We start from the raw sequence: 23,115 nt of genomic DNA, 5'->3' as shown, positions 1-23,115 counted from the left end.
AGGCGGAAAAAGGGAACGCAACAAGGTTATCATCAATCAAAAATCTATTTAATGGAGACAACTACCATGACACGTCCGTGGCTAGCCCATTACCCGCAGGGGGTGCCGGCAGAAATCTCCACTGAGGGTTATTCCTCACTGGCCGACTTGCTGGACCGGGCCTGCAAGCAATACGCCTCGCGCATCGCCTGCACCGCGATGGGCAGCGATATCACTTATGCGCAACTGGACCGGCATGCGCGCGCATTTTCCGGCTGGCTGCAAAGCCTGGGGCTGCCCAAGGGCGCCCGGGTCGCGTTGATGATGCCGAACGTGCCGGCGTATCTGGTCGGCATGCTGGGCACGCTACGCGCCGGGCTTGTCGTGGTGAACGTGAATCCGCTGTACACGGCCGACGAACTAGAACGCCAATTGCAGGACAGCGGCGCGTCCGTCATCCTGATCCTGGAAAACTTCGCGCACACGCTGCAGGCGGTGAAACAACGCGGGCAGCTCAAGCATATCGTCGTGACGGGGCCGGGCGACCTGCTGGGCGGCCTGAAAGCCCCCATCGTCAACTTCGCGGCGCGGCACATCAAGAAGATCGTGCCGGCCTGGCGAATCGACGGCGCACGCATGCTGCCGCAGGTGCTGGGCGAGGGCGCGGGCCTGCCGTTCACGCCGCCGGCGCTGACGATGGACGACGTGGCGGTGTTGCAATACACCGGCGGCACCACCGGCGTGCCCAAGGGCGCCATGCTGTCGCACCGCAACCTTACGGCCAACGTGCTGCAGACGGAAGCCGTGGCGCAGCCCGTGGTGCATGACCTGGCAGGTAGCCAGTTGACCATCATCAGCGCGCTACCGCTCTACCACGTGTTCGCGATGACGGTGTGCGGCCTGTATGGTCTGCACGCAGGCATGCGCAACGTGCTCATCATCAATCCGCGCGACCAGCCTTCGCTGATCAATGCGTGGCGCAAGGTGCCGATCAATCTGTTCCCCGGCGTCAATACGCTGTTCAACGCGCTGGCGCACAACCCGGATTTCGCGAAGCTGGATTTCTCGGCCTTGCGGCTGACGCTGGGCGGCGGCATGGCCGTGCAGCAACCGGTGGCCGAACGTTGGCTGAAAATCACCGGCCGCCCGCTGATCGAAGGCTACGGCTTGTCCGAGACCTCGCCCGTTGCCACGGTGAATCCCACCAATGCCACGGCGTATTCGGGTTCCATTGGCTTGCCGCTGCCTTCCACCGACGTGGCCATCCTGGACGACGCCGGCCGCGAAGTGCCGCTGGGCGAGCGCGGCGAAGTGGGCATCCGCGGGCCGCAGGTCATGCTGGGGTATTGGCAGAAGCCCGAAGAGACGCAGCAGTCCATGACGGCCGACGGGTTCTTTCGCACGGGCGACATCGGCATCATGGACGAGCAGGGCTACACGCGCATCGTGGACCGCAAGAAAGACATGATCGCGGTATCCGGCTTCAAGGTTTATCCGAACGAGGTCGAAGCCGTGGTGGCGCAGTTGCCGGGCGTGCTGGAATGCGCGGCTATCGGCGTGCCCGACGAACACTCGGGCGAAGCCGTCAAGGTCTTCGTGGTGAAGAGCGATCCGTCGTTGACCGAGGCGCAGGTGCAGGAGTGGTGCCGTGAAAAGCTGACGGGCTATAAGCGCCCGCGCTTCGTGGAGTTCCGCGAAGAACTGCCCAAGAGCAACGTGGGCAAAATCCTGCGCCGCGAACTCCGGCCCGATGCGCCGGCGGCCGCACCCGCGGGCAAGGCCACCGCGTAAACCCGGGCTAAACCGAGCGTAAAGCCCGGCTTAGCCGGGATTGTCCAGGTGCGGCGCGATCATCTCGTGCAGGGCGCGTTCGATGGCGGGGTTGCCCGCCACGACGCGTCCACCAATCGGCCACGGGTCCAGTTTGTGCATGTCCGAACACGCGCCGCCCGCTTCCCGCAGGATCAGCGTGCCAGCAGCCACGTCCCAGGGCGCCAGGCCCATTTCCCAATAACCGTCGTAACGTCCGCAGGCCGTCCACGCCAGATCCAGCGCGGCCGCGCCCATGCGGCGCACGCCGCGCGCGCGCTTGATGGCGTCGTTCAGCATCGGCATGTACTGGCCGGCAAACGAAAAATCACGGAACGGAAAGCCCGTTGCCAGCACGGCGTCTTCGATCGTCTGCGTGCGCGAGCATTTGATGCGGCGGCCGTTCAGCCACGCGCCGATGCCATACACCGCGGTGAACAGCTCTTCGCGGTTGGGGTCGTACACCACGCCGATCACGGGCGTATCTTCCGTCAACGTTTCGGTGGCCGAGACCGCGGTGCCCGCGTGGGCGATCAACGCGATGGACACGGCGTAGTGCGGAATGTCGTGCAGGAAATTGGTGGTGCCGTCCAAGGGGTCGATATACCAGGTGGCGATGCCCTTGGGCTTGCCGCCGGTCTCTTCGGCCACGATGCCGAACTTGGGCGTGCGGGCCTGTAGCTCCTGGATAATGACGGCTTCCGCTTCGCGGTCCGCTTGGGACACGAGATCATTGCGCGCCTTGCGGTCGATCACCAGATCGGCGCGGTGATGCGCGTAGGATTGCAGGATGGCTGCACCGCCATGAGCCGCAGTGACGGCCGCATCGATTGCGGCGCACAGGTCTATGGGCGAAGCCTGCGAACGGGGCTGATCATAGGTATCCATGTAAACCAGTGTAAGCCCATGTATGCGTCAAATTTGAGGCAAAGGCCTGAAACACGGGCGTCGCGTGGTGTCCATCCAACGCCTGCCCGGCAGGCGCTCAATAATTCGCTTTTGTCTCAACCTTGATTGTTTTCCAGGATTCCATGTCCGCGCCCTATGTCCCCTTGATGCCCGCAGAGGTCGGTTTCAGCGCCGACGGCAAGCTGTACAGCCCCTTGTATGGCGATGTCTATCACTGCCCGGCGGGCGCGGCGGGGCAGGCGGAACACGTGTTCCTGCACGGCAACGGCTTGCCCGGCCGCTGGCGCGGCCGCAAGCGGTTCACCGTCTGCGAAACGGGCTTCGGCATGGGCCTGAATTTCCTCACGTTATGGAAGGCGTGGCGCGACGATCCGCAACGGCCCGCCGCGCTGCACGTGGTGTCGATGGAAGCGCATCCGTTCACGCAAGAAGATCTGTCCGCGTTGCTGGCGCGAGAGGCAGCGTCGGGGCCGCTGGCGGAGCTGGGGCAGCGGCTTGCCGCGCAATGGCCGGCGCTGTTGCCGGGGTTGCATCGCCTGGAATTTGAAAACGGCGCCGTGACGTTGACGCTGGGTTTTGGCGACGCGCAGGTGTTGGCCGCGCGGTTGAGCGCACGGATCGACGCCTTTTTCCTGGATGGTTTCGCCCCTGAGCGCAATCCCCGGATGTGGGCGTCGCAATTGTTGCAAAACCTGGCCGCACGGGCGGCGCCGGACGCGACGATGGCGACCTGGGCCTGCACCGGCGAGTTGCGGCAGACGTTGCAGGATGCGGGTTTCGATGTACGGCGCGAGGCCGGCTATGGCGGCAAATGGCACATGACGGTGGGCACGGTCCGGGCCGAAGGGCGCATGGCCGCCGTGCCCGGCCTGGACGCGGCGCATGCCGTGGTGGTGGGCGCGGGGCTGGCGGGCGCGGGGATCGCGCAGGCGTTGGCGGGCCGAGGCTGGCGCGTCACGGTGCTGGACGCGGGTCGGGCGCTGGGCGCACCGGCGCATGCGGGCCATCTGGCGGCGGCGCTGACGCCCGTGGTGGCGCGCGACGACAACGCCCGGGCGCGGTTGTCGCGCGCGGGCAGCCAGCGCGCCCTGGCCCGATGGCAAGGCCTGCCGGGCGACGCCGCGCCGCGCGTGTGCGGCACCGTCCAGGTCGAGCGCGATGCGGGTAAATCCGCCGCGCTGGCCAGTACGCTGGAAACCCTGGCGTTCCCGCCCGATTGGGTGCGCCAGGTGGATCGCGACGAGGCCAGCGCCTTGGCCGGCCTGCCGCTGGCGCGCGGCGGCGTGTTTTTTTCCGAAGGCATGCTGGTGCAGCCCAACCGCCTGATCGATGCGTTGCTCGAGACGTCCGGCGCGACCCTGTTGCCGGGCAAGGCGGCGCGTGTCGAGCCCGTCGGGCAGGGGTGGCGCGTGCTGGACGAGCAGGGCGCTGAACTGGCGCAGGCTCAGGTCGTGATCCTGGCCAATGCGGCGGGGGCGCGCGGCATGCTTGCCGACAGTGGCCTGCTGGACCCGCTGCCGCGGGTCGCGCAGATGCATGCACTGACGGGCGAGGTGACGCTGGTGCCCGCGGCGGCGCTGTCGGGAGGCCCGCGTTGCATCGTCGGGGGCGAGGGATATCTGCTGCCCGACGTGGGGCCGGGCTGCGTGGTGGGCAGCACCTATGTCCACGATGCCGCCGAGGCGCGTGTCAGCGCGGACGGCCAGCGCGTCACGCTGGCCAAGGCGGCGGGACTACTAAGCGGTCACTTCCCGGACTTCGATGCGCTGGTGCCCGGCAGTCTGCCCGGCTGGGCCGGTTGGCGCGCCGTGCTGCCGGGGCGCTTGCCGGCCGTAGGCGAACTGCCCCATGCTCGGGGCGTGTGGCTGGCGGTCGGTTACGCCTCGCGGGGGCTGTCCTGGTCGGCGTTGATGGGCGACCTGATCGCCGCCCGCCTGGCTGGCGAGCCGTCGCCGCTGGAAACCGATCTGGCCCAACTTATTTCGCCAAGGTGAAAAAAAGTCAGGCCGGTGACGGGCCCCGGGGTCAGGTGGCGTAGAATTGCAGTAATTGCCAGGATTTGGCGCCAAATAGGCCGCGTTGGGCTCGAAATTGGCGTTTCGGCGGCTCGTGGGCATCAAGACCAATGGGCGCTGGCCGAGGGCTTTATGCCCCTTTTTTGGATGAGATCGCCTTCCAAATGAGGGACCGAGTTTATTTCAAAGCTCAAATCCGTCAAAATAGCGTCTTTTGATGGTTTTTGGCTTAAGCCGGGGGATGCTCTGTGCCGCCCAAGTTCGACTTTGCCCATACTACCCAGCTCGATAACATTGAGCTGCTGACGTCCCGCCCCAGTCGCTTCGATTTCGATGCGGGCGATGGGTTGCACCTGGTAGTCGAGGCGCATGCGCCTGGTGTTTTTCGCCTGCGCTGCGGCGAGGCGAACCACCTGAATGAAGATAAGCCCAGCGCGCGTGCGCGCGCCGTGGCGGAGATGCTGCTCGCGCGCCAAGAGGCCGTGGGCGAAGCCGCCATTGCCCCTCGCGAAGGCGGGGATGGCTGGCGCATTACCCAGGGCGACGTTGCCCTGGAGCTGCAATCCAACCCCGTGCGCGTGGCGCTCTACCGCAACGATGAACGGGTGTTCGAGTCCGAGGTTTCCGCGCATACGCCCGCATTCGGGCACAACGCGCTGGACCAGGACGACGACGCGGTCTGGTCGGCGGGGTTCACCCTGCAGGGCGACGATCGCGTCTTCGGCCTGGGCGAAACTCCGGGCGACCTGAACCGCCGCGAAGAATCGGTCGTTTCCGATGACCCCGAGCACCGCGCCTTGCCGTTGGCCTGGAGTCCGCGCGGCTGGGGCGTCTACGTCAACACGATGCGTCGCGTCGAGCACGCGGTAGGCGTCGCGCCTGCGGATTCAGCCTACGTGCTGACCGTGGACGATGCCGTCCTGGACTTGTTCCTGTTTGCCGGCGAGCCGGCGGAAATCCTGAACCAGTACACCGCGCTGACCGGCCGTGCCGGCCAGCCCGTGCTGTGGGCGATGGGCGCATGGTTGCAGCAGGCCACGGGCGAAATGCCGACGCAGACGGTGGCGTTGGTTGCCCGCATGCGTGAAAACCAGATCCCGGTCGACGCCGTGACCTTGGCGCAGCCGGCAGCCTGGGGCTTCCAGTCCGACAAGGCCGTCTTCGAATGGGATGCCCAGCGCTTCCCGGACGCCAAGCAGATGCTGGCGCTCTTCCACAAGCACAACGTGCATGTTTCTGCCTCCGGTTTCCCCGGCGTGCTGAAGTCCAGCCCGTTGTTCGAAGAGCTGGAAGACCGCGGTTGGCTGCTGGCCAAGGACGACGGGTCGGCCCAGGTGTTCGACGGCAATGCCGCCACCTCGGGGCAACCTTATGGCCTGCTGGACCTGACCTATCGCGACATTTACAACCAGTGGGTCGAGCGTCATCGCCTGTTGATCGAAGACGGTTTGGACGCGCCAGCGTGCGACGCCCAGATCGCCATTCCCGACGGCGTGACCGCCCGCAACGGCGAAACCGGCCCGGCGCTGCGCAGCATGTATCCGCTGCTGGTGCGCCGCGCGCTGTTCGATGCCGTTGCCGGCCTGAAGGTGCCGCCGGAAGGTGTGGTGCCCAGCTCCGACCTGTTCCCCGCCGCGCAGCGCCTGCCGTGGCAGGTGGGGCCGCAGGTGGAAAACACCTGGGATGGCCTGCGCCATACCCTGCGCACGGCTTTGTCCATCGGCGCCAGCGGCGTGCCCGTGCAGGTGCACGGCATCGGCTCGGCCTCGCGCGATCGCTCGGGCATGACCTCCGAGCTGTACCTGCGCTGGCTGACCATCGGCGTGTTTTCGGCCAACTTCTCGTTCCAGGGCGTTGAAGGCCTGATGCCTTGGGACTTCGGCGAAGAAACGCTGGCCCAGGCCAGGACCTGGATGCAGTGGCGTTATCGCCTGGTGCCTTACGTGCTGGGCGCCATCGAAGACTCGGCCCGCACCGGTTTGCCGGTGCAGCGTTCCATGGCGCTGTCGTTCCCGAACGACCCGCACGCGCATGAATGGGACCTGCAATACCTGTTGGGCCCGGCCCTGCTGGTGGCACCCGTGACGGAACCCGGCAAGCAGGTGCGCGTGTATCTGCCCAAGGGCGAGGCGTGGTGGGACCTGAACACCGGGCACCGCTACGAGGGCGGCACGACCTGGACGATCGACTGCGAACTGGGCCAGTTCCCGGTTTTCGGCCGCGAAGGGCACATGCTCTGTCTGGGACCTGCCGCGCAGCATACGGGCGAGTTCAACTCGGCCCGCATCCTGGACGAAGTGTGGATGTTCGGCATGCCGGTGCATAACCCGGTCGTCATGCGCAACAAGATCCGCGTGATGCAGATGCAGGGCTCCAGCTACATCAAGGGGCTGGAAGGACTGCGCATTTCGCCGTCCGAAGGCCTTGAGGTCAAGCGCCGGGGCGCGGAAGTCCGCATCTCCCGCGCTCGTTGACGGTAGCGTGGCCGGCTGACCGGCCACCGCGACAAAAGGGCAGTCAGGAAGGCTTTCCTTCCTGACTGCCCTTTACGCCTTTTGCCTGGCACCCGATTGCAGCATTTCAAGATAGGCCTGCCGGCCTGCCTGCCGGCGGCCACAGCGTTCTATATTACTTATAGTTATAGAAAATGAAAAAAACGGTCGTTCTCTTTAGAAGAGAAAAGATACAAAATCGCTTGCCATGATTCACATCAAGAACCTATCCAAGACCTATGCCACGCCGCATGGAGAATTCCAGGCGCTGCGAGGCATCAACCTGCATATCGCGCAGGGCGAGGTCTTCGGCATCATCGGCCCCAGCGGGGCCGGTAAAAGCACGCTGGTCCAGTGCATCAATCTGCTGGAACGGCCCAACGAAGGCACGATCACCATCGGGGGGCAACCGCTCACCGGGCTGAACGAAGCACAGCTGCGCGGCCAACGCCGTCGCATCGGCATGGTGTTCCAGGGTTTCAACCTGCTGTCGCGCCGCACCGTCTATGGCAACGTGGCCTTGCCGCTGGAGATCGCCGGCGTGGCCAAGGGCGAGATCCCGGCCCGCGTCGAACGTCTGCTGGCGCTGGTAGGCCTGGAGCATCTGCGCGACCGCTATCCCAGCCAGATCAGCGGCGGCCAGAAGCAGCGCGTGGGCATTGCGCGCGCGCTGGCCAACAATCCCGACGTGCTGCTCAGCGATGAGGCCACGTCCGCGCTGGACCCGGAAACCACGCACAACATCCTGGCGTTGCTGCGCGACATCAATCGCAAGACCGGCGTGACCGTCGTGATGATCACGCACCAGATGGAAGTCGTGCGCGAAGTCTGCGACCGCGTCGCCGTGCTGTCGCAAGGCGAAGTGGTGGAAGTGGGCAGCACGCGTGAAGTGTTCGCGCAGCCGCGCCACGAGGTCACGCGCGGCATGGTGTCGGCCGCTACCGCGTCCGACCTGACCGACGCCACGCTGGCCGCCGTCAAGGAACGCATCGCCACGCTGGCCGCCGCCAATCCGGGTCAGGCCGTGCGACTGCTGCGCCTGTCCCTGACCGGCACGGATGCGTCGGGATCGTTCCTGTCGGATCTGTCCAAGCAATATTCGCTGAACGTCGGCCTGGTCCAGGCCCGCGTCGAAGACATCCAGGGCGTGGCCGTGGGCACGATGTTCGTGCTGGCCCAAGGCGCGCCCGCCGCGGTCAAGGACGCCATCGCCGCGTTGGCCGCCCGTGACATCACCGTTGAAGAAATAGCTCATGAGTCCGCAACTGATCGATCTGCTTATTACGTCGCTGCTTGACACCCTGCTGATGGTGGGCGTCGCCAGCGCCATCGCGGTGGTGATCGGCATCCCGCTGGGCGTGACGCTGACGGTGACCGCGCGTGGCAACATGCTGGAGAACCAGCCCGTCAACCACGTGCTGGGCGCCGTCATCAACGCTACCCGTTCGGTGCCGTTCGTGATCCTGATGGTCGCCATCATCCCGTTCACGCGTCTGGTCGCGCAGACCTCCATCGGCACCACGGCCGCCATCGTGCCGCTGTCGGTGGCCGCGATTCCGTTCATGGCCCGCATCGCGGAAAACGCCATGCGGGAAGTCGACCCGGGGCTGATCACCGCGGCGCGCGCCATGGGCGCATCGCCGATGCAGATCATCCGGAAGGTGCTGTTGCCCGAGGCCTTGCCGGGCCTGATTGCCGCGACCATCGTCACGGTGGTCAGCCTGATCGGTTATTCGGCGATGGCCGGCGCCATCGGCGGCGGCGGCCTGGGCGACCTGGCCATCCGCTACGGGTATCAACGTTTCCAATCGGACGTCATGGCCGCGGTCGTGATCGTGCTGATCGTCCTGGTCCAGGCCATCCAAAGCCTTGGCGACCGTTTCGTGCGCCGCTTGTCGCATCGCTGAACGCAACGGCGCCGAACCACTCTTTTCTCTACATCCGTTATTCGGGATATCGCAACATGAGCATCAAGGTTTTGAAGTCGCTGGCCGCGTTCGCCCTGGGCGCCGCCGTTTTTGCCCAGCCCGCGCTGGCTCAGGACAAGCCGCTGAAGGTGGGCGTCACCGCCGGCCCGCACGCCCAGATCTTTGATGTGGTGAAGGCCGAAGCCGCCAAGCAGGGCCTGAACATCCAGATCATCGAATTCACCGACTACGTGCAGCCCAACGTGGCGCTGGCCTCGGGCGACCTGGACGTCAACAGCTACCAGCACCAGCCCTACCTGGACAACGCCAACGCCGACCGAGGCTACAAGCTGGTCAGCATCGCCAAGACCGTGATTTTCCCGATCGGCATCTACAGCAAGAAGATCAAGTCCCTGGCCGAACTGAAGGACGGCGCCCGCATCGCGCTGCCGAACGATCCGACCAACGGTGGCCGCGCCCTGCTGCTGCTGCAAGCCAACGGCCTGATCAAGCTGCGTCCCGAAGCCGGCCTGAAGGCAACCCCGATCGACGTGGTCGAGAACAAGAAGAAGCTGCGCTTCATCGAACTCGACGCTGCCCAGTTGCCGCGTTCGCTGGACGACACGGATGCGTCGGCCATCAACACCAATTTTGCGCTGGAAGCCGGCCTGAACCCGACCAAGGACGCGATCGCCCAGGAATCGCCGGATTCGCCGTACGCCAACGTGCTGGTCGTGCGTGAAAAGGACAAGGATCGCGCCGACTTCGCCAAGCTGGTCAGCATCTATCACAGCCCGGCCGTGAAGCAGTTCATCGAGACCAAGTACAAGGGCGCCGTGGTGGCTGCCTGGTAATTCCAGGCCCATTCGTACCCGGGAACGGCCGCCGCGTGCGGCCGTTTTTCATGCGCGGCCGGTAGGGATGCAGGGAAGGCGTCAGCCAGGAAGTTAAGGCAGCCTGCGCCAAACTTTTTGACAAGCTTAAGAAAATCCGCCATAATTTCTGGCTTCGGTCGGGCTGATAGCTCAGTCGGTAGAGCAGCGGACTTTTAATCCGTTGGTCGCGAGTTCGAGTCTCGCTCAGCCCACCAACCAAACACCTGCAGTATGAAAAACGCCGCTATTGCTAGCGGCGTTTTTCATTGGTGGTGTTTCCTTGTCAGCTTCTTTGTCAGCGCTTCTTTGTCTTCTGACTGACTAAGAACAGACTCAGGCCGTCAGGGCGCCGCTTGTATGGTGCAAGACCGTCTCTAGCGGGACAAGGCCTTTCATCGCGCCGCTGCCAATCGCCGGCTTGCCGTCTTCAATGGCCGCTGCGAAGCGAAATGCAGGGTCGGCCTCGATACGCTGGCGCAACGCCAGGATGCGCGGATAGTTCCGCGGTTCGATCGCCTGATGGAAATCCACCCAGCGCGCCACGCCGGCGAACACCGCGTCCGCCAGCGTCGGCTTGTTGCCCAGCAGATAATCGCTGTCGCCCATCATCGCCTCAAGCTGTTCATGCCGTAGCGCCACGAAGCTGCGTCCGAACTTGCGCAGCGTTTCCTTTTCACCTTCGGTGGCGTCCGGCGCCTCCAGCGCGACCCACATGGGATAGAACGCGCCGGTGAAGCCGGTATTGAGGAAAGCCAGGTACTGATGCAGCCGGTGGGCCTGCGGCGTGCCGGGTTCGAAGCTGATGCGGCGCTGGGTGTCTCGCGCCTCGAGCCACAGGGCGATCGCCATCGTCTCGGTAAGAACATCGCCTTCTTCGGTGATCAGTACGGGCGTTTCCACCCGGCCATTCAGACGCTTGTAGGCGTCGGTGCGCATCTCCCCCAGCATGTCCACCCGGGTAATGCGATAGGGCTGACCGAGCCATTCGAAAGCGGTAACGAGCCCGGCCGAGCTGCCCAGGGGGAAGCCGGCGATGAAGATCGGTTCAGAGGTGGGGTTCATGTCATTTCTCCGTTGTTGATACGGTGAAATATACATATGTGGACATCTAGGCAAAAGATGGATAAATTGCGACGAAATGTCCACATATGTAGACGAACATGCTGAACCTCAATGACCTGCATTTTTTCGCCCAAGCCGTCGATAGCGGCGGCTTCGCGGCGGCTGCCCGGCGCCTGGGTTGCCCGAAATCGACGGTCAGCAAGCGGGTGGCGACGCTGGAAGCCACGCTGGGCGTCCAGTTGCTTCACCGCACGTCGCGCCGCTTTACGCTGACCGACGTGGGGCGCGACGTGTACGACCACGCCCGCGCGGTGATGATCGAGGCCGAGGCCGCCCAAGCCGTCGTGCACCGGCGGCTGGCGGAGCCAAGCGGCACCGTGCGGATCACGGCGTCGGTGCCCATCGCGCAGTTTCAGCTTGCGGACCGCCTGCCCATCCTTGCGCGGCAATATCCAAAACTGCGTATCCAGTTGCACGTCACGGACCGCTTTATCGATCTGGTTCAGGAGGGCTTTGATCTTGCGATCCGAAGTCATTTCGCGGCGCTGCCGGATTCGGATCTGGTGCAACGACGCATGAGCGAGGAGCCGATTACGCTGGTGGCTGCGCCGTCTTACGTCGCCCGGCGCGGCCAGCCCCCGGCGCCGGAGGCCTTGAGCGAGCACGACGGACTGATGACCAACATGGCGATGAAGCGCTGGCGCTTGGGCGATGCCAGCGGCCGCATCGTGGAGGTCGCGCCGCAGCCGCTGCTGTATGCCGATGAATCGGTGTCGTTGATGAAGGCCGCGGAGGCGGGGCTTGGCATTGTCTGCCTGCCCGAAATGATCTCGGCGCAAGCGGTCAATGAGGGGCGGTTGGTACGGGTGCTACCGGCCTGGACCGCAGGCAGCGTGATGACAACGATTTTGACGCCACACAAGCGTGGCCAGCTTCCCGCGGTGCGCGCCGTGATCGATTTCCTGATGCGGACGGAGTCCGCCAGCAGCGTCGTTATGCCATAGCGCAAAAAAAGCCCCCCACAGTCACACTGCAGGGGGCTTGTTCCTTTGCCCTGGTACGCCCCGGCCCGGAATGGCTGGGCCGAGGCGGGCATGGCTTAGAAGTGCATGGCTTAAAAGCGCATGGCTTAGAAGCGCACGGCCAGCTTGAGCAGACCGGCTTGCTGGCGGTTGCCGCCACCGAACTGCGCGTCGTAAGCGATGCCCGCCGTCGTGTTGCGCGTGATGGCCACTTCGGCGCCCAGACCCAGCACCGCGGCGTCGCGCGCGATCGGGACACCCGTCACCGAGAACGTGCTGCCGCCGCTGAACGCCAGTTCCTGGCGGGGCTTCACATCGCCCATCGCATGGCGCCAGCCTAGCGTGGCGGTCAAGCGTCCCGGCGCCTGGTCGGAGCCGAACTGCCATGCGCCGCGCAATCCCAGCGTGGTGCTGGTGACATCGTCGGAATTCCCCGATCCGTGCAAGGCCGCCGAGCCGCCCGATTCCTGGAAGTCGCGCGTACGCACCTGGTTCCAGGCCAGGCCGGCGTAGGGTTCGATGGTGTAGGCATCGCCCACCGGCAGGTTGTAGCCCAGTTCGGTGAACACTTGCGTGGAAGAGGCGTGATAGGAGGACTCCAGGCGCTGATTCAGGCTTCCGGCGGCCACATCACGTTTCGTGTCGATGTCGTGCCAGGTGTAGGCCGCGCCAGCCATGAAGCGGACATGGCCGGGGCCGGCGGGGAAGTTCCGTCCGCCGAACAACGTCGCGGTATAGCTGTCGATATTGGTGCGCGAGGACGCATCGGCGATGGAGTTGTGGCTGCCGATGTAGCCGACCGCGCCGCCCAACCTCCAGCCGCCGCCGACGGCGCCGTCACCGCCAACGAACAGCCCGCCGGCGGATTGGCTGACGCTTGATGCGTTGCCGTCGCCGCCGAACGTGCTCCAGTTGCCGAATGCTTGCGCCCAGAGCGGCGAGGCGCCGCTTTGCGGCAGCGCGTTGGATGACGCGGCACCCAGTTGCGCCGTCGGGCGTCCGGCCAAGAGCGGCGCGTCGAGGTTGCCGCGCAGGTGGGACAGCGGCATCGTGCGTACGGTATCGCCCTGGCTTTGCAGCACGCTCGCGGTGCTTGCGTACGCTTCGCCAGAGAGCATCTTCAAGGCCGAGCGCGCTTCACCCGGCGTCATGGAAAGGACGGCCATCGCTACCTGGCCTGCGCCCGTATTCCTGGCCGCCGCGTTGCCGCTTTCGACCACCGGCGATTCACTTCCGGCGGTCGGCGTACCGTTGGCGCTCGGGGGCGTTGCAGCGCCTGTCGACGTTGCGTCGCCCGTCGCGGGTGATCCGCTGCCGGTCGACGAGGAACCATTGCCCGCCGTGGACGATCCGCTGCCGGTCGACGAGGAACCGTTGCCCGCCGTGGACGATCCGCTGCCCGTCGACGATGACCCGTTACCGGTCGCCGGCGATCCATTGCCCGTCGCCGGCGATCCGTTGCCAGCCGCGGGAGGCTGCTCCTGATCCAGCGCGCCGCCCACGCTGCTTTCATTGTCGGTGCCGCCGACGCTGCCAATCGGCACGTCGTTGCGCGTCAGCGTCATGAATGCATTTTTGGCGTCGTAGCTGAGCGTGGGGGTCAAGAACGCGTACGCGCTTGAGGCGCCGGTGAACCTGCCCTGTATGCCGCCGTCAGCGGTCAGGATGTTGTAGGTGGTGCGCGGCGCATAGTTGCCGTCGGGGCCCACGTGCGCCACGGTGCCATCCAGGTAGGCGACGCCCGTGACGTGGATGCGGTCGCTTGCGTTGCTGGCCGGATTGGCGTGCACGCGATAGATGGTGTTTTCACCGAAGGTGAGGTTGCCGTTGATGGTGAGCGTGCCGATGGGCGAACCGTCATTGCCCGGAGACACGACGGCGGTCGGGTACAAGGTGGTGCTGCCCAACTGGCCGACGCCCGCCAGCACGACTTCGCGGCCGATATCGACCGGGCCGTTCAGCTTGCCGTCGATCTCCAAGGCGCCGTCGGCGATCAGGATGGGGCCGGTCAGGCCGCTGCTGTCGGCGGTCAGGATCACGGAACCGGGGCCGGTCTTGACGAAGCCCTGCGTGCCCTGCAGCGGGTTGTCGATGGTGTCCACGAACTGGCCGGAGGCATAAGTACCGTCGCCCACGACAATCGCGGGCGGGTTGCCGCCGCTCCCGACCAGGGTAATGGGAGCGCCTTGCAGGCGATACCGGTCGGTGGCGAACTGGATGCCCGACACGCGCACCGGGCCGGCGCTGCCGTCCACGGTCACCGTGCCGGCAGCGCCGGTGAAGATGGCATAGCCACCATCGGGTAGGGCCCCCGTGGCATTGCTGGGGCTGTTCCAGTTGGTGCTGGAGGCGCTCCAGGTGCCGTTGCCGCCACCCGAACGGGTTGCGGATGCTGCGCCGTTGCCATTCCACAGGTTGGTCGTGCTTGGGCCCAGGATCAGGTTGATCTGCTTGTCGCCGGTCAGCGTCTGGATGGTCGCCGCAGGTGCGGAGTCGCCGGTGACGGTGCCCAACGACAGGCCGTTGCCGCTCAACGTGCCGCCATACGACAGGATTCGGTAGTAGCCGGCGTTGACCCCCAGGGTGTTCACGGTGACGTTCAGCGTCGTGTTGTTGAGGGCTGCGTCGCCGCGCACGGTGATGTTGTCGCCGGTGCCCGGTTGCGTGATGGGCAGCCCTGCATAGCCGGTCTCGAAGGCGAATACGGCGTTGTTCATCGACAGGTTGCCGTTGACGACGAGGTTGCCGTTGGAAACCCCGGTCGGCGTTCCGACGGAATACCCCGGCGCCACGCGCGCGTTGCCCGTCACGTTGAGGTCGCCATTGATCGCGCCGAAGCCCGCGACGGTGCCGCCCGATGCCGCATTGACGTTCCCGTCGATGGCTACGCCTGCTCCGCCGCCATTGCCGCCGATCACCAGCGTGCCGCCGTTGACATCGATCCCGCCGGGGAAACGGCCCGAGCCGTCAAACACTTGGGTGTCGCTTGGCGCAACGGTCAGGTCCGCCGCCGTGACGCTGCCGCAGTAGGTCGTACTGAGCGCGAGCGTCGCCGTCAGCCACTTATTCGTGCCGTATCTCAAAACGTGGGTCCTTTATATTTCGATTAATAATTCGATGTCGAAACATTGCTGATTTGCTGCAAAAGTATGGCTACGTAACAGGCCAACCTGCATGAACGTAATCAGCCGTCGAAAAAAAAGGACGCAATGTAAACCAGTTTTTTTGCAATACCAAGAATTAATAAAGGGATACCATCCAAGTGATATGACCCTGCAAAATGGATACCATCCGGTATTTTGTTTCCGTGCTGATGGATACCATCTGAATTATAGAAATGGCGCGAATTGATACATTAAATAATGTTCGCGGGTTCGCGGAATAGGGCGGAAGGCTAAAAAAAAAGCCGCTATTGCTAGCGACGTTTTCTTGATTCCGGGCGGGCGTCAAGCTTGGGCAATGCGCGGTCAAGGGGGGGAGATCGTCAATACGGTAGATCCGGAAAATTCACCCGGCTTGACGATGCCCTTGGTGACCAGCGTCGACTTCAAGGAGATGCGGGTAGGCAGGCCGTTGTCGACCTTGATCAACACGCCGCTCGAGGTCTTTTTTCCGTCGATCGTCAGGTTGGAATACAAGCCTTCGCCAGCCCGCAGCCTGACGCCTAGCGCATCGTCGGCGTCGGTGGTCGCGGTGACGCTGGTTGCTCCCGTGCAAGTCAATTGCAGCTGGGTTTCCGCTTCATTGCCGTCAATCGCATCACTGAAAATCTCGCGATGGTTGATAGTGGTATTGCCTTGTATGTCGCATTGCAATGCCGGCATCGTCACTTTGGCGCATGGACCTATAGGCGATATCGCGCCGCCGACGCCTGACCAAGCGTACCCGGCGGCAAACGTAATGCAGAAACTATCGGATATGCGTTGGTTTTTACGAACTAATAATGTGCCATGGAAAGGGATGGAAAACCCGGCCATTTGAGCAAGCACGCCTGCCATCGTTCTAGACGGCTTGACACGCCAGTAGTGATTGCTGCCTATCATCCATGCAGACTCTCCGGGAGCTTGTGCTCCGTAGAGCTGTATGGAGCAATATACGGCGCTCATGTCGTCGCAGAGCTTATCTCCGCCACTGTCCCAGTCGGACACGGTGAAGTAAAACATGATCCCTTCGGGCACATATTCGCTTTTCGTCGATGTTATTGCGATCGCGTACGAGAGATTTGATAGCGACAGCAGGAAAATAAGAAAGGTGATCTTGTATATATGTAAACGCTTGAACATTAATGGCTCCGCCCAAAAAAGCAACAGAATATGCGGATCTTTGCTTCCGGGATGCAGGGCGTTACGGCAAGGCCTGTAGGGAATTTCCGAGTGATGCGGCGCCGGATGGTCCTCAAGACAACGTGCGCGTTGCCGTGCCCGACAGGTCGTGCAGGCTCAGCCCGCAACTACGGGCGCGTTCGGACAGGGATTCGCTTTGCGCCAGCGCGCGCCGACTTTCTTCCAGCAGCACGTCCAACTGTTCCTGCAAGGTCGCCGCCATGAGCCAGGCCCGTTCCGCGAACAGTTCGGCAAACTGATCAACGCAGGGCTTGCAGATGGCGGCGCCGTTCTTTTCAAGCAGCGGCGCGCCTTGGGTCAATGTCGAACGGCAAAAGATACAGGCGAGTGTGCGGTTCATGCGTAGGGCGGCTCATCGTCGGGTTGGCGGACGGCGCCTGCGGAAAGGCACCTTACCCATAGACAACGGCCACATAGGCCAACTCTTAAGCTGGCGGAAAGCCCTAGTCCTTCAGGTGTCCGAGGCACCTTTAGGCGGAGGCGGCCTAGTCGACGACGAAACCGCTTGGTCCGCTATGGCCCAGCAGTTCGCGCGCGCATTGCATCGCTTCGCCGGGGGTGGCTACCGCCAGGAACGGCATGCCGAACGCGCGGGCCATTTTTTCGCCCTGTTTGCGGACCTTGTCCAGCGCATCCGTGTCGCGTTCGACGGCGATAAAGGCCCGGCAGCGCGCCTTCAGCCGCGGCATGTTGGTCGTCTGCCATTCGATCATGGCCTTGCGGTCGTCGTGGCCGGCTTCGTGGCGCATGTCGGGCACGACCATGACGAAGGTCTGGGGGTTATTCACCAGCAGTTCCATTTCGCGGATCCAGCTTGCCGAATAGCCTTTGGGCGCACCGCCGTGCTTGGCGGTGACGATGGGGAACTGGGATAGGTCGTGGAAGAAAAATTGATCGCGGTTCATTCGAATTCTCCGTGGGGTTGAGCGGGCGCGCCGGGCTTGCAGCCGCAGCCGCCGTAGAGCACCAGGCTGTAGGAATCCAGCGTGAAGCCGCTGCGCTTGGCGATCTTCCTGACCAATTGCGCCATGGCGGGATCGCTGGATTCCAGGATCTGCCCGCAATGCGTGCAGACCATATGGTCGTGGTGCCCTTTGTCGTTGAGCTCGAATACGGTGATGTGCGCATCGAGCTGAGTACGTTTGAGTAGCCCGGCGTCCTCAAGTTGCGTAATCACGCGATAAACCGTCGCCAGGCCGATGCTGCTCCGGTCCGAGATGAGGCTGCGGTAGACGTCTGCCGCGCTCATGTGCTGATTGGCGTGTTGATAGAAGATGTCCAGGATCTTCAGACGGGGGAAGGTGGCTTTGATGCCGGCGTCGCGCAGCCGCGTGGTGTCCATGTGGTTTCTCCGTTCGGGGGGCTGATGCCCGACTGATGAGAATGATGTACATTTTCAACTGAACCCGCTAACGGGAACCCGTCAACCTGTAGCTCAAACCTGCCAACCATGCTTCATGTGGCTATCGCCGACCCGCTTCCCGACGTGCTGCTGACCCCGTTCCGCGTGCAAGGCCGCCGCGAAACCAAAGGCATTGCGGTGCCCTCGCACGTCCATGACGAGGGCATGCTGGTGCTGGTGCACGAAGGGCTGGTGTTGGTGCAGGCCGGGGCCGAGGTCTGGACGGTGATGCCGGGCAGCCTGGGCTGGATCCCGCCGGGCACGCCGCATGGCGCGCGTTGGTTTGGCAATGCGCGAGGCTCATTCCTGTATGTGCGGCGCGACGTCTGCGACCGACTGCCGCCACACTGCCGTTCCTGGCCGTCGTCCAAACTGATCGAAGCGCTGATCGACCGTTTCACCAGCAACCAGGACGGCGCGGTCTCGGGCGCTTACCAGCAGCAGTTGTTCGACGTGTTGCTGCAAGAGCTGGCGCAGCGCGAGCATGCGCCCCAGCTGTTGCCCATGCCCGACGATCCGCGCTTGCAGGACCTGGCCAATACCTTGCTGGACACGCCGGACGATACCGCGGGCATCGACGAATGGGCGCAGCGATTGAACATGTCGTCGCGGACGTTGATGCGCCGGTTCCGGCAAGAAACCGGAGTGACGCTGGGCCAATGGCGGCAGCAGGCGCGATTGCTGCGCGCCCTGGAGATGCTGAGCCGCGGTGGCTCCGTTACCGAGGCCGCGCTGTCGGTGGGTTACGAAAGCACCAGCGCCTTCATCGGCAGCTTCCGCAGCGCTTTCGGCATGACGCCGACCCGCTACCTAGCGGACCGCTAGCCGCGCGGCCGTGCCGCCTTTACGCATCTTCACGTTTCTCCGACATTTTTGCGGATCTTCATTTGCGCCCTGTCCCTAGTATGGCGGCACGGGGTGGGTAAGAGTTCGTTCGTCCACCCGAGATGTTCTTGAGGTGGGAAATGAATGACCTTTCGAAGCCGCGGCGCACCGGCGCGTTGCTTATCCATGGGTTAGGCGGTACGGAATTCGATATGGGCGGGCTGCATAAGGTGCTGGCGCGCGCCGGCGTGGAGACGCACGGCGTGACGTTGCCCGGCCACGCCGGCCAACCGGAAGACCTGCTGGACGTGCGTGTGGAAGACTGGATGGACGTGGTGACGCGGCGTTATCGGGAGCTGTGCGCGCGGTACGAGGTGGTCCATGTGATCGGCATGTGCCTGGGGGCGTTGCTGGCCGTGGAACTCTGCAAGCGTGAATCGCACACGCGCGGCGCGCTGGTGGCGCTGTCGGCGCCCGTGTTCCTGGATGGCTGGAGCACGCCGTGGTATCGCGGCCTGCGGTATCTGCTGTATTACGTGCCGGGGGTGCCGCGGCGGATCCGGGTTCAGGAAGAAGACCCTTACGGCGTGAAAAGCGAGCTGGTGCGCGCCTTCATCAAAGCGGGTTTTGCGCGCGGCGACGGGTTCCATTACCAGTGGGTGCCGCTGGCTTGCGTGCGGCAGGTGGACCGCCTGCGCGGCATGGTGCAGCAAGGGCTGTGGCAACTGGATTGCCCGACGCTGATCATGCACGCCGAAGAAGACGAGCTGACCAGTCCGCGGTCGGCGCGCTTCCTGGGTTCGCGTATTCCCGGCGCAACGGTAGTGATGCTGCAAGACAGCTATCACATGATCTGCGTGGACCATGAGCGCGACCGCGTCATGCGCGACGTGCTGGCCTTTCTGGGCAAGGATCCCGAGCTGGTGCGGGTACGCAAGCGGCCGGCGATGGCCAGCGCGCCGGATCAGGCCGCGGCGGGTTGGTCCGGAAGCAGCGGGCCTTGCGGATCGTTTTCCGCATCCGGGCGCGGCGGCACCGGCGGCAAGCCCAGCCCGATGCGCAGGCGCTGGCAATCAGGGTTGGGCGAGCCGTCCGGCATCCAGATGTCGAATTCCCGGCAGGGCGTGGGGCGGTTCTCGTAGATGGCGCAGTGGATGCCGGGCTGGCCGAGTTCGCCGCGCAGCGATATGCAGCGGCCGCCGCCCATCTCCGTGCCCTTCATGCAGGCGCGCAGCGGACTCATCTTGGTGACCAGTTCCACGGGGACGTGGCCGCCGTTCTCGCCGGCCAGTTCCCCGCAATAGAACGACACCCTGAAGTGCGAGCAGCAGGCGCCGCAATCAAGGCAGGGGTTTGCGTCGGGATGGTCACCGGCCAGCACGGCGGGGGACACGAACGTCAGGACAGCGGTCTCGAGCAGGGACATGGGGAGCAATTCGAAAGCCTGTCCAGGCCGCGGCCGGCGCGGGATCAGGGCGCAAATAGTAGCGGGATTCGGACTGCGGCCGCTACGACTTTTTTCGGGGACGTTGCTGGGGTAGCATCGGTGGCCTGACTGCCGCCTGGAGCAACGCCTTGAACGCTAAAACCGATTTCCCCGACGGCCTTGCCCGTTGTGGCTGGGTGGATACATCCGCCGAATACATGGCTTATCACGACCACGAATGGGGGCGTCCGCAAGGCGATGACCGCGCCTTGTTCGAACAGCTTTCCCTGGAAGGATTCCAGTCGGGCCTTAGCTGGCGCACCATCCTAAACAAGCGTCCGGCATTCCGGCGCGGCTTCGCCGATTTCGACCCTGCCAAGGTGGCGCGGTTTGGCGAACCCCAAGTGCTGGCTTTGCTGGCCGATGCGGGCATCGTCCGGCATCGCGGCAAGATCGAAGCCGTGGTCAACAACGCGGCCCGCGCCCTGGAAATGATTGAAAAAGAAGGCTCGCTGGCGGCGTTCTTCTGGCGCTTCGAAGCCCCAGCCGGCGCCGCCTCGACGTTGGGCGCTTCAACGTCCGAGCAATCCGTCGCCTTGTCCAAGGCGCTGAAGAAACTGGGCTGGAAGTTCGTGGGGCCCACCACCGTCTACGCATTCATGCAGTCGGTGGGCATGGTGAACGATCACAACCCGGGGTGCCATTGCCACGCGCTTAGCGAAAACGCGCGGCGGGACTTCAAGCGGCCGGCGTTCCGGCGGCCGGCGGTCCGGCGGTCGGTGTAGTGGTGGGCGCGGCGGCCTGCTCGGGCACAATGCCCGGCAAGCTGTAGCGGCCTTCGCGGTATGCCCAGCTGGGCCAAAGCGCGTGCGCCAGCGCCTCGGTCGCCAGCTCGGGGTTCAACGCCACGGGCGCGTAGTCTTCCGGGGCGGTGTAGCGGTATTGCAGGGGCGTCTTGTTGGGCGCCAGCACCAGCAGATCGTTTTCCTTCAGATAGCCGTAGGTGCTGTCGTACTGCATGATGGCGCGGCCCGGCGTGCTGCGCGTCAGATCGTGGCCGATCATCGGGTGTTCGGTATCCACGCCAATCAGTGACAGCAGGGTCGGCGGCAGGTCGATCTGGCTGATCAGGCGGTCGTCGCGGCGCGCTTCGATGCCCGCGCCCAGGATCACGGCGGGGATATGAAAGTGGCGTACCGGCACCAGGCTGGCGCCAAACACGCGGGAATCGTGGTCGGCGGCCACCAGGAAGACCGTATTTTCCCAATAGGGCGATGCTTTGGCGCGTTCAAAGAAGCGGCCCAGTGCCCAGTCCGCATAGCGCACGGTATTTTCCACCGTGGCCGGGTTGCCTTCCGTCTGGATGCGGCCGGCGGGGTATTCCCAGGGCGAATGGTTCGATACGCTGAACGCCAGCGTGAACGTGGGCTGGTCGGCGTCTTCGCGCAGCAGCCTGTCCAGTTGGTTGAACATGTCTTCGTCCGACGCGCCCCAGGTGCCCACGAAGGCGGGGTCGACGAAGTCGGCACGGTCAACGATCTGCTTGAAACCGTTGCCCAGGAAAAAGCCCTTCATGTTGTCGAAGTGCGATTCGCCGCCATAGATGAAGCGCGAGTGGTAGCCGTGGCGGCCCAGCAGGTCGGCCAGCGAGAAAAACCCACGCTGCGAACGGGGCAGCTTCAGCACGGCTTGCGCCGGGGTGGGCAGGAACCCGGTCACGACCGCTTCCAGCCCGCGTACCGAGCGCGTGCCGGTGGCGTAGGCGCGCGTGAACGTCCAGGACTCCCGCGCCAACGCGTCCAGCTCGGGCGTCAGGTTGGCGCCGCCCAGGTCGGCGCTGTACTGCGCGCCCAGGCTTTCTTCCAGGATGATCACCAGGTTAAGCGGGCGCGGCGTCTTGCGCGTGGCGGGCTGGCGGTGCAGGCTGGGGTAGTTGGGGTTGGCGGGCGGGTTGGGCAGCCCGGATTGCGCCAGCACCAGATTGTGCATCTTGGCGTCGTCCATGCCGCCGTAAACGTCCGATGCCGACTTCTCGTTCTTCATGCTGTAGATGGCATAGAACACGTTGTAGAGCGAGTTCAGGGCCAGCGTGTTGAGCATGCCGTCGGAGCTGTAGGCGACCGAGGACGGATTGATGGGGCGGTGGCCCAGCGTGCCGCGGATGGCAAGGATAACGATGGCCAGGATGGCCACGCTGGCAAGCGGCATCTGCCACCAGGTAAGTTGCGCATCGGGCTGGGCATGGCCGAACAATCCATACGCGCCCCAGCCGATCAGCGCCACGCCGCCCAGGCCGCCCAGCAGCGCCAGCTTGTATCCGCGCCAGAGCATGCCGGAGACTTCGCGCGGGTGCTTCAGGTATTCCACGAACAACCGGTTGGGCCGTGTGTCGTATTCCACGATGAACGGGGGCGACGCCACCTCCAGGAAGGCCAGCAGAATGAAGGCCGCCAGATACCAATAGCCCGTGATTGTCGCGGCGATGGCGAAGTGCCCCAGCAAGGGCGACAGCACGGCGGGCAGCGCGGCCAACACGGCGATCTGATGCGCGTCGATGCGCAATCCGCCCAGCAGCAGCGGGAACAGGCCGCCGGCGTTGCGCACGCGCGGCCATTGCCAGGCGGCCAGCGCCAGGCGGCTCAGCGTCAGCAGCGCAAATGCCGCGACCACGAAAATCAAGGTTGAATGCCGCATCAGGCCTCCAGGTTGTTCTGCTATCCGACCCGGTGGGGCGGAATCGATCGTCCGCGCATTGGAGCAGGGGGCGCGTTGAAAATTCAGTGAGCTACTGCATTCCGGTCACTGTTCCGGCATTCACAGCCATTTCGTTTTGTAACTGCCGGGCGCGGGGGCCGGGAACACGGCGTGCTGCGCAAACCCCCAGGCGGCGATGGGTCGCAGCGCGGGGCGAGCCGCCCGCCCGCCTGGCTGGCGGAAAGATCCGCACACATTATGGGGCCGGCGAGCTTAACCCTTGCAGTGGGCCGCGATACCCTCGCAGGTAACAGAGGGCCAGCGGCCGTAGGCTGGCCACAACGCCAAGGATAAT

The 23,115-nt window shown here is 64.4% G+C and carries 19 protein-coding genes, 1 tRNA gene and 1 pseudogene; 11 read left to right on the top strand and 10 right to left on the bottom strand.

The window, feature by feature from the left end; genetic code table 11:
- Nucleotides 1–66: 66 nt before the first annotated feature.
- The gene (locus CQ050_RS04015; RefSeq protein ID WP_199196723.1) at nucleotides 67–1,770 is read left to right on the top strand and encodes an AMP-binding protein; all 1,704 of its coding nucleotides are present in this window, start codon (nucleotides 67–69) and stop codon (nucleotides 1,768–1,770) included.
- Between the two features lie 30 nt (nucleotides 1,771–1,800).
- Here CQ050_RS04015 and CQ050_RS04010 read toward each other — a convergent pair whose 3' ends face one another.
- Complete coding sequence (locus CQ050_RS04010) at nucleotides 1,801–2,676, bottom strand: inositol monophosphatase family protein (protein ID WP_105555501.1); 876 nt, start codon at nucleotides 2,674–2,676, stop codon at nucleotides 1,801–1,803.
- A gap of 143 nt (nucleotides 2,677–2,819) precedes the next feature.
- On the opposite strand from CQ050_RS04010, the gene mnmC reads away from it, so the two are divergent.
- Nucleotides 2,820–4,691: an FAD-dependent 5-carboxymethylaminomethyl-2-thiouridine(34) oxidoreductase MnmC gene (mnmC, locus tag CQ050_RS04005; RefSeq protein WP_105555500.1), complete on the top strand. Its 1,872-nt coding sequence runs from the start codon at nucleotides 2,820–2,822 to the stop codon at nucleotides 4,689–4,691.
- A 122-nt stretch (nucleotides 4,692–4,813) separates the two neighbouring features.
- Here the strand turns inward: mnmC and CQ050_RS31045 are convergent, their stop codons facing one another.
- Nucleotides 4,814–5,083, bottom strand: a complete 270-nt coding sequence (locus CQ050_RS31045; RefSeq protein ID WP_233213786.1) for a hypothetical protein — start codon at nucleotides 5,081–5,083, stop codon at nucleotides 4,814–4,816.
- Here CQ050_RS31045 and CQ050_RS04000 point away from each other — a divergent pair.
- The 5 genes from CQ050_RS04000 (at nucleotide 5,006) to CQ050_RS03980 (ending at nucleotide 10,201) form a co-directional block, all read left to right on the top strand.
- Nucleotides 5,006–7,186, top strand: a complete 2,181-nt coding sequence (locus CQ050_RS04000) for a TIM-barrel domain-containing protein (RefSeq protein ID WP_233213785.1) — start codon at nucleotides 5,006–5,008, stop codon at nucleotides 7,184–7,186. The two genes, CQ050_RS31045 and CQ050_RS04000, sit on opposite strands and share 78 nt — an antisense overlap.
- 226 nt (nucleotides 7,187–7,412) lie before the next feature.
- Entirely contained in the window at nucleotides 7,413–8,501 is a 1,089-nt protein-coding gene (locus CQ050_RS03995) for a methionine ABC transporter ATP-binding protein (protein WP_105555498.1), read from the top strand.
- Complete coding sequence (locus CQ050_RS03990) at nucleotides 8,458–9,111, top strand: methionine ABC transporter permease (RefSeq protein ID WP_105555497.1); 654 nt, start codon at nucleotides 8,458–8,460, stop codon at nucleotides 9,109–9,111. The genes CQ050_RS03995 and CQ050_RS03990 overlap by 44 nt, the downstream gene beginning before the upstream one ends.
- Before the next feature lie 56 nt (nucleotides 9,112–9,167).
- Entirely contained in the window at nucleotides 9,168–9,965 is a 798-nt protein-coding gene (locus tag CQ050_RS03985) for a MetQ/NlpA family ABC transporter substrate-binding protein (protein ID WP_105555496.1), read from the top strand.
- A 160-nt stretch (nucleotides 9,966–10,125) separates the two neighbouring features.
- Nucleotides 10,126–10,201: transfer RNA gene (locus tag CQ050_RS03980), tRNA-Lys, on the top strand.
- A gap of 118 nt (nucleotides 10,202–10,319) precedes the next feature.
- Here CQ050_RS03980 and CQ050_RS03975 read toward each other — a convergent pair.
- On the bottom strand, nucleotides 10,320–11,048 hold the full coding sequence (locus CQ050_RS03975; protein WP_105555495.1) for a glutathione S-transferase family protein: 729 nt from the start codon (nucleotides 11,046–11,048) through the stop codon (nucleotides 10,320–10,322).
- Nucleotides 11,049–11,146: 98 nt separating this feature from the next.
- On the opposite strand from CQ050_RS03975, the gene CQ050_RS03970 reads away from it, so the two are divergent.
- Nucleotides 11,147–12,052 (top strand): LysR substrate-binding domain-containing protein, encoded by a 906-nt coding sequence (locus CQ050_RS03970; protein WP_105555494.1) that lies wholly within the window; start codon nucleotides 11,147–11,149, stop codon nucleotides 12,050–12,052.
- Between the two features lie 125 nt (nucleotides 12,053–12,177).
- On the opposite strand, the gene CQ050_RS03965 is transcribed toward CQ050_RS03970, so the two are convergent.
- From CQ050_RS03965 to CQ050_RS03945, 5 genes are all read right to left on the bottom strand, one after another.
- Nucleotides 12,178–15,153, bottom strand: a complete 2,976-nt coding sequence (locus tag CQ050_RS03965) for an autotransporter outer membrane beta-barrel domain-containing protein (RefSeq protein ID WP_105555493.1) — start codon at nucleotides 15,151–15,153, stop codon at nucleotides 12,178–12,180.
- 384 nt (nucleotides 15,154–15,537) lie between these two features.
- Entirely contained in the window at nucleotides 15,538–16,353 is an 816-nt protein-coding gene (locus CQ050_RS30650; RefSeq protein WP_146120998.1) for a hypothetical protein, read from the bottom strand.
- A gap of 112 nt (nucleotides 16,354–16,465) precedes the next feature.
- The gene (locus tag CQ050_RS03955; protein WP_105555491.1) at nucleotides 16,466–16,753 is read right to left on the bottom strand and encodes a ClpX C4-type zinc finger protein; all 288 of its coding nucleotides are present in this window, start codon (nucleotides 16,751–16,753) and stop codon (nucleotides 16,466–16,468) included.
- Between the two features lie 145 nt (nucleotides 16,754–16,898).
- On the bottom strand, nucleotides 16,899–17,318 hold the full coding sequence (locus tag CQ050_RS03950; protein WP_105555490.1) for a hypothetical protein: 420 nt from the start codon (nucleotides 17,316–17,318) through the stop codon (nucleotides 16,899–16,901).
- On the bottom strand, nucleotides 17,315–17,755 hold the full coding sequence (locus CQ050_RS03945; protein ID WP_105555489.1) for a transcriptional repressor: 441 nt from the start codon (nucleotides 17,753–17,755) through the stop codon (nucleotides 17,315–17,317). Before CQ050_RS03945 ends, CQ050_RS03950 begins: the two co-directional genes overlap by 4 nt.
- Before the next feature lie 108 nt (nucleotides 17,756–17,863).
- On the opposite strand from CQ050_RS03945, the gene CQ050_RS03940 reads away from it, so the two are divergent.
- Entirely contained in the window at nucleotides 17,864–18,640 is a 777-nt protein-coding gene (locus CQ050_RS03940) for an AraC family transcriptional regulator (RefSeq protein WP_105555488.1), read from the top strand.
- Between the two features lie 122 nt (nucleotides 18,641–18,762).
- Nucleotides 18,763–19,509, top strand: a pseudogene (locus CQ050_RS03935) (alpha/beta hydrolase); the annotation flags it as partial.
- 95 nt (nucleotides 19,510–19,604) lie between these two features.
- Here the strand turns inward: CQ050_RS03935 and CQ050_RS03930 are convergent.
- Nucleotides 19,605–20,066: a YkgJ family cysteine cluster protein gene (locus CQ050_RS03930; RefSeq protein ID WP_158266034.1), complete on the bottom strand. Its 462-nt coding sequence runs from the start codon at nucleotides 20,064–20,066 to the stop codon at nucleotides 19,605–19,607.
- A 149-nt stretch (nucleotides 20,067–20,215) separates the two neighbouring features.
- Here CQ050_RS03930 and CQ050_RS03925 point away from each other — a divergent pair, with 149 nt between their 5' ends.
- Nucleotides 20,216–20,851 carry a DNA-3-methyladenine glycosylase I gene (locus tag CQ050_RS03925; RefSeq protein ID WP_105555486.1) on the top strand — a complete coding sequence of 212 codons (636 nt, stop codon included), beginning with the start codon at nucleotides 20,216–20,218 and terminating at the stop codon, nucleotides 20,849–20,851.
- Here CQ050_RS03925 and CQ050_RS03920 read toward each other — a convergent pair.
- Entirely contained in the window at nucleotides 20,805–22,760 is a 1,956-nt protein-coding gene (locus CQ050_RS03920) for an LTA synthase family protein (protein ID WP_105555485.1), read from the bottom strand. The two genes, CQ050_RS03925 and CQ050_RS03920, sit on opposite strands and share 47 nt — an antisense overlap.
- Between the last annotated feature and the right edge of the window lie 355 nt (nucleotides 22,761–23,115).

Origin of the sequence: Achromobacter sp. MYb9, assembly GCF_002975275.1 — a bacterium.
GTDB lineage: Bacteria > Pseudomonadota > Gammaproteobacteria > Burkholderiales > Burkholderiaceae_B > Achromobacter.
This window is presented reverse-complemented; position numbering and strand designations above follow the sequence as displayed.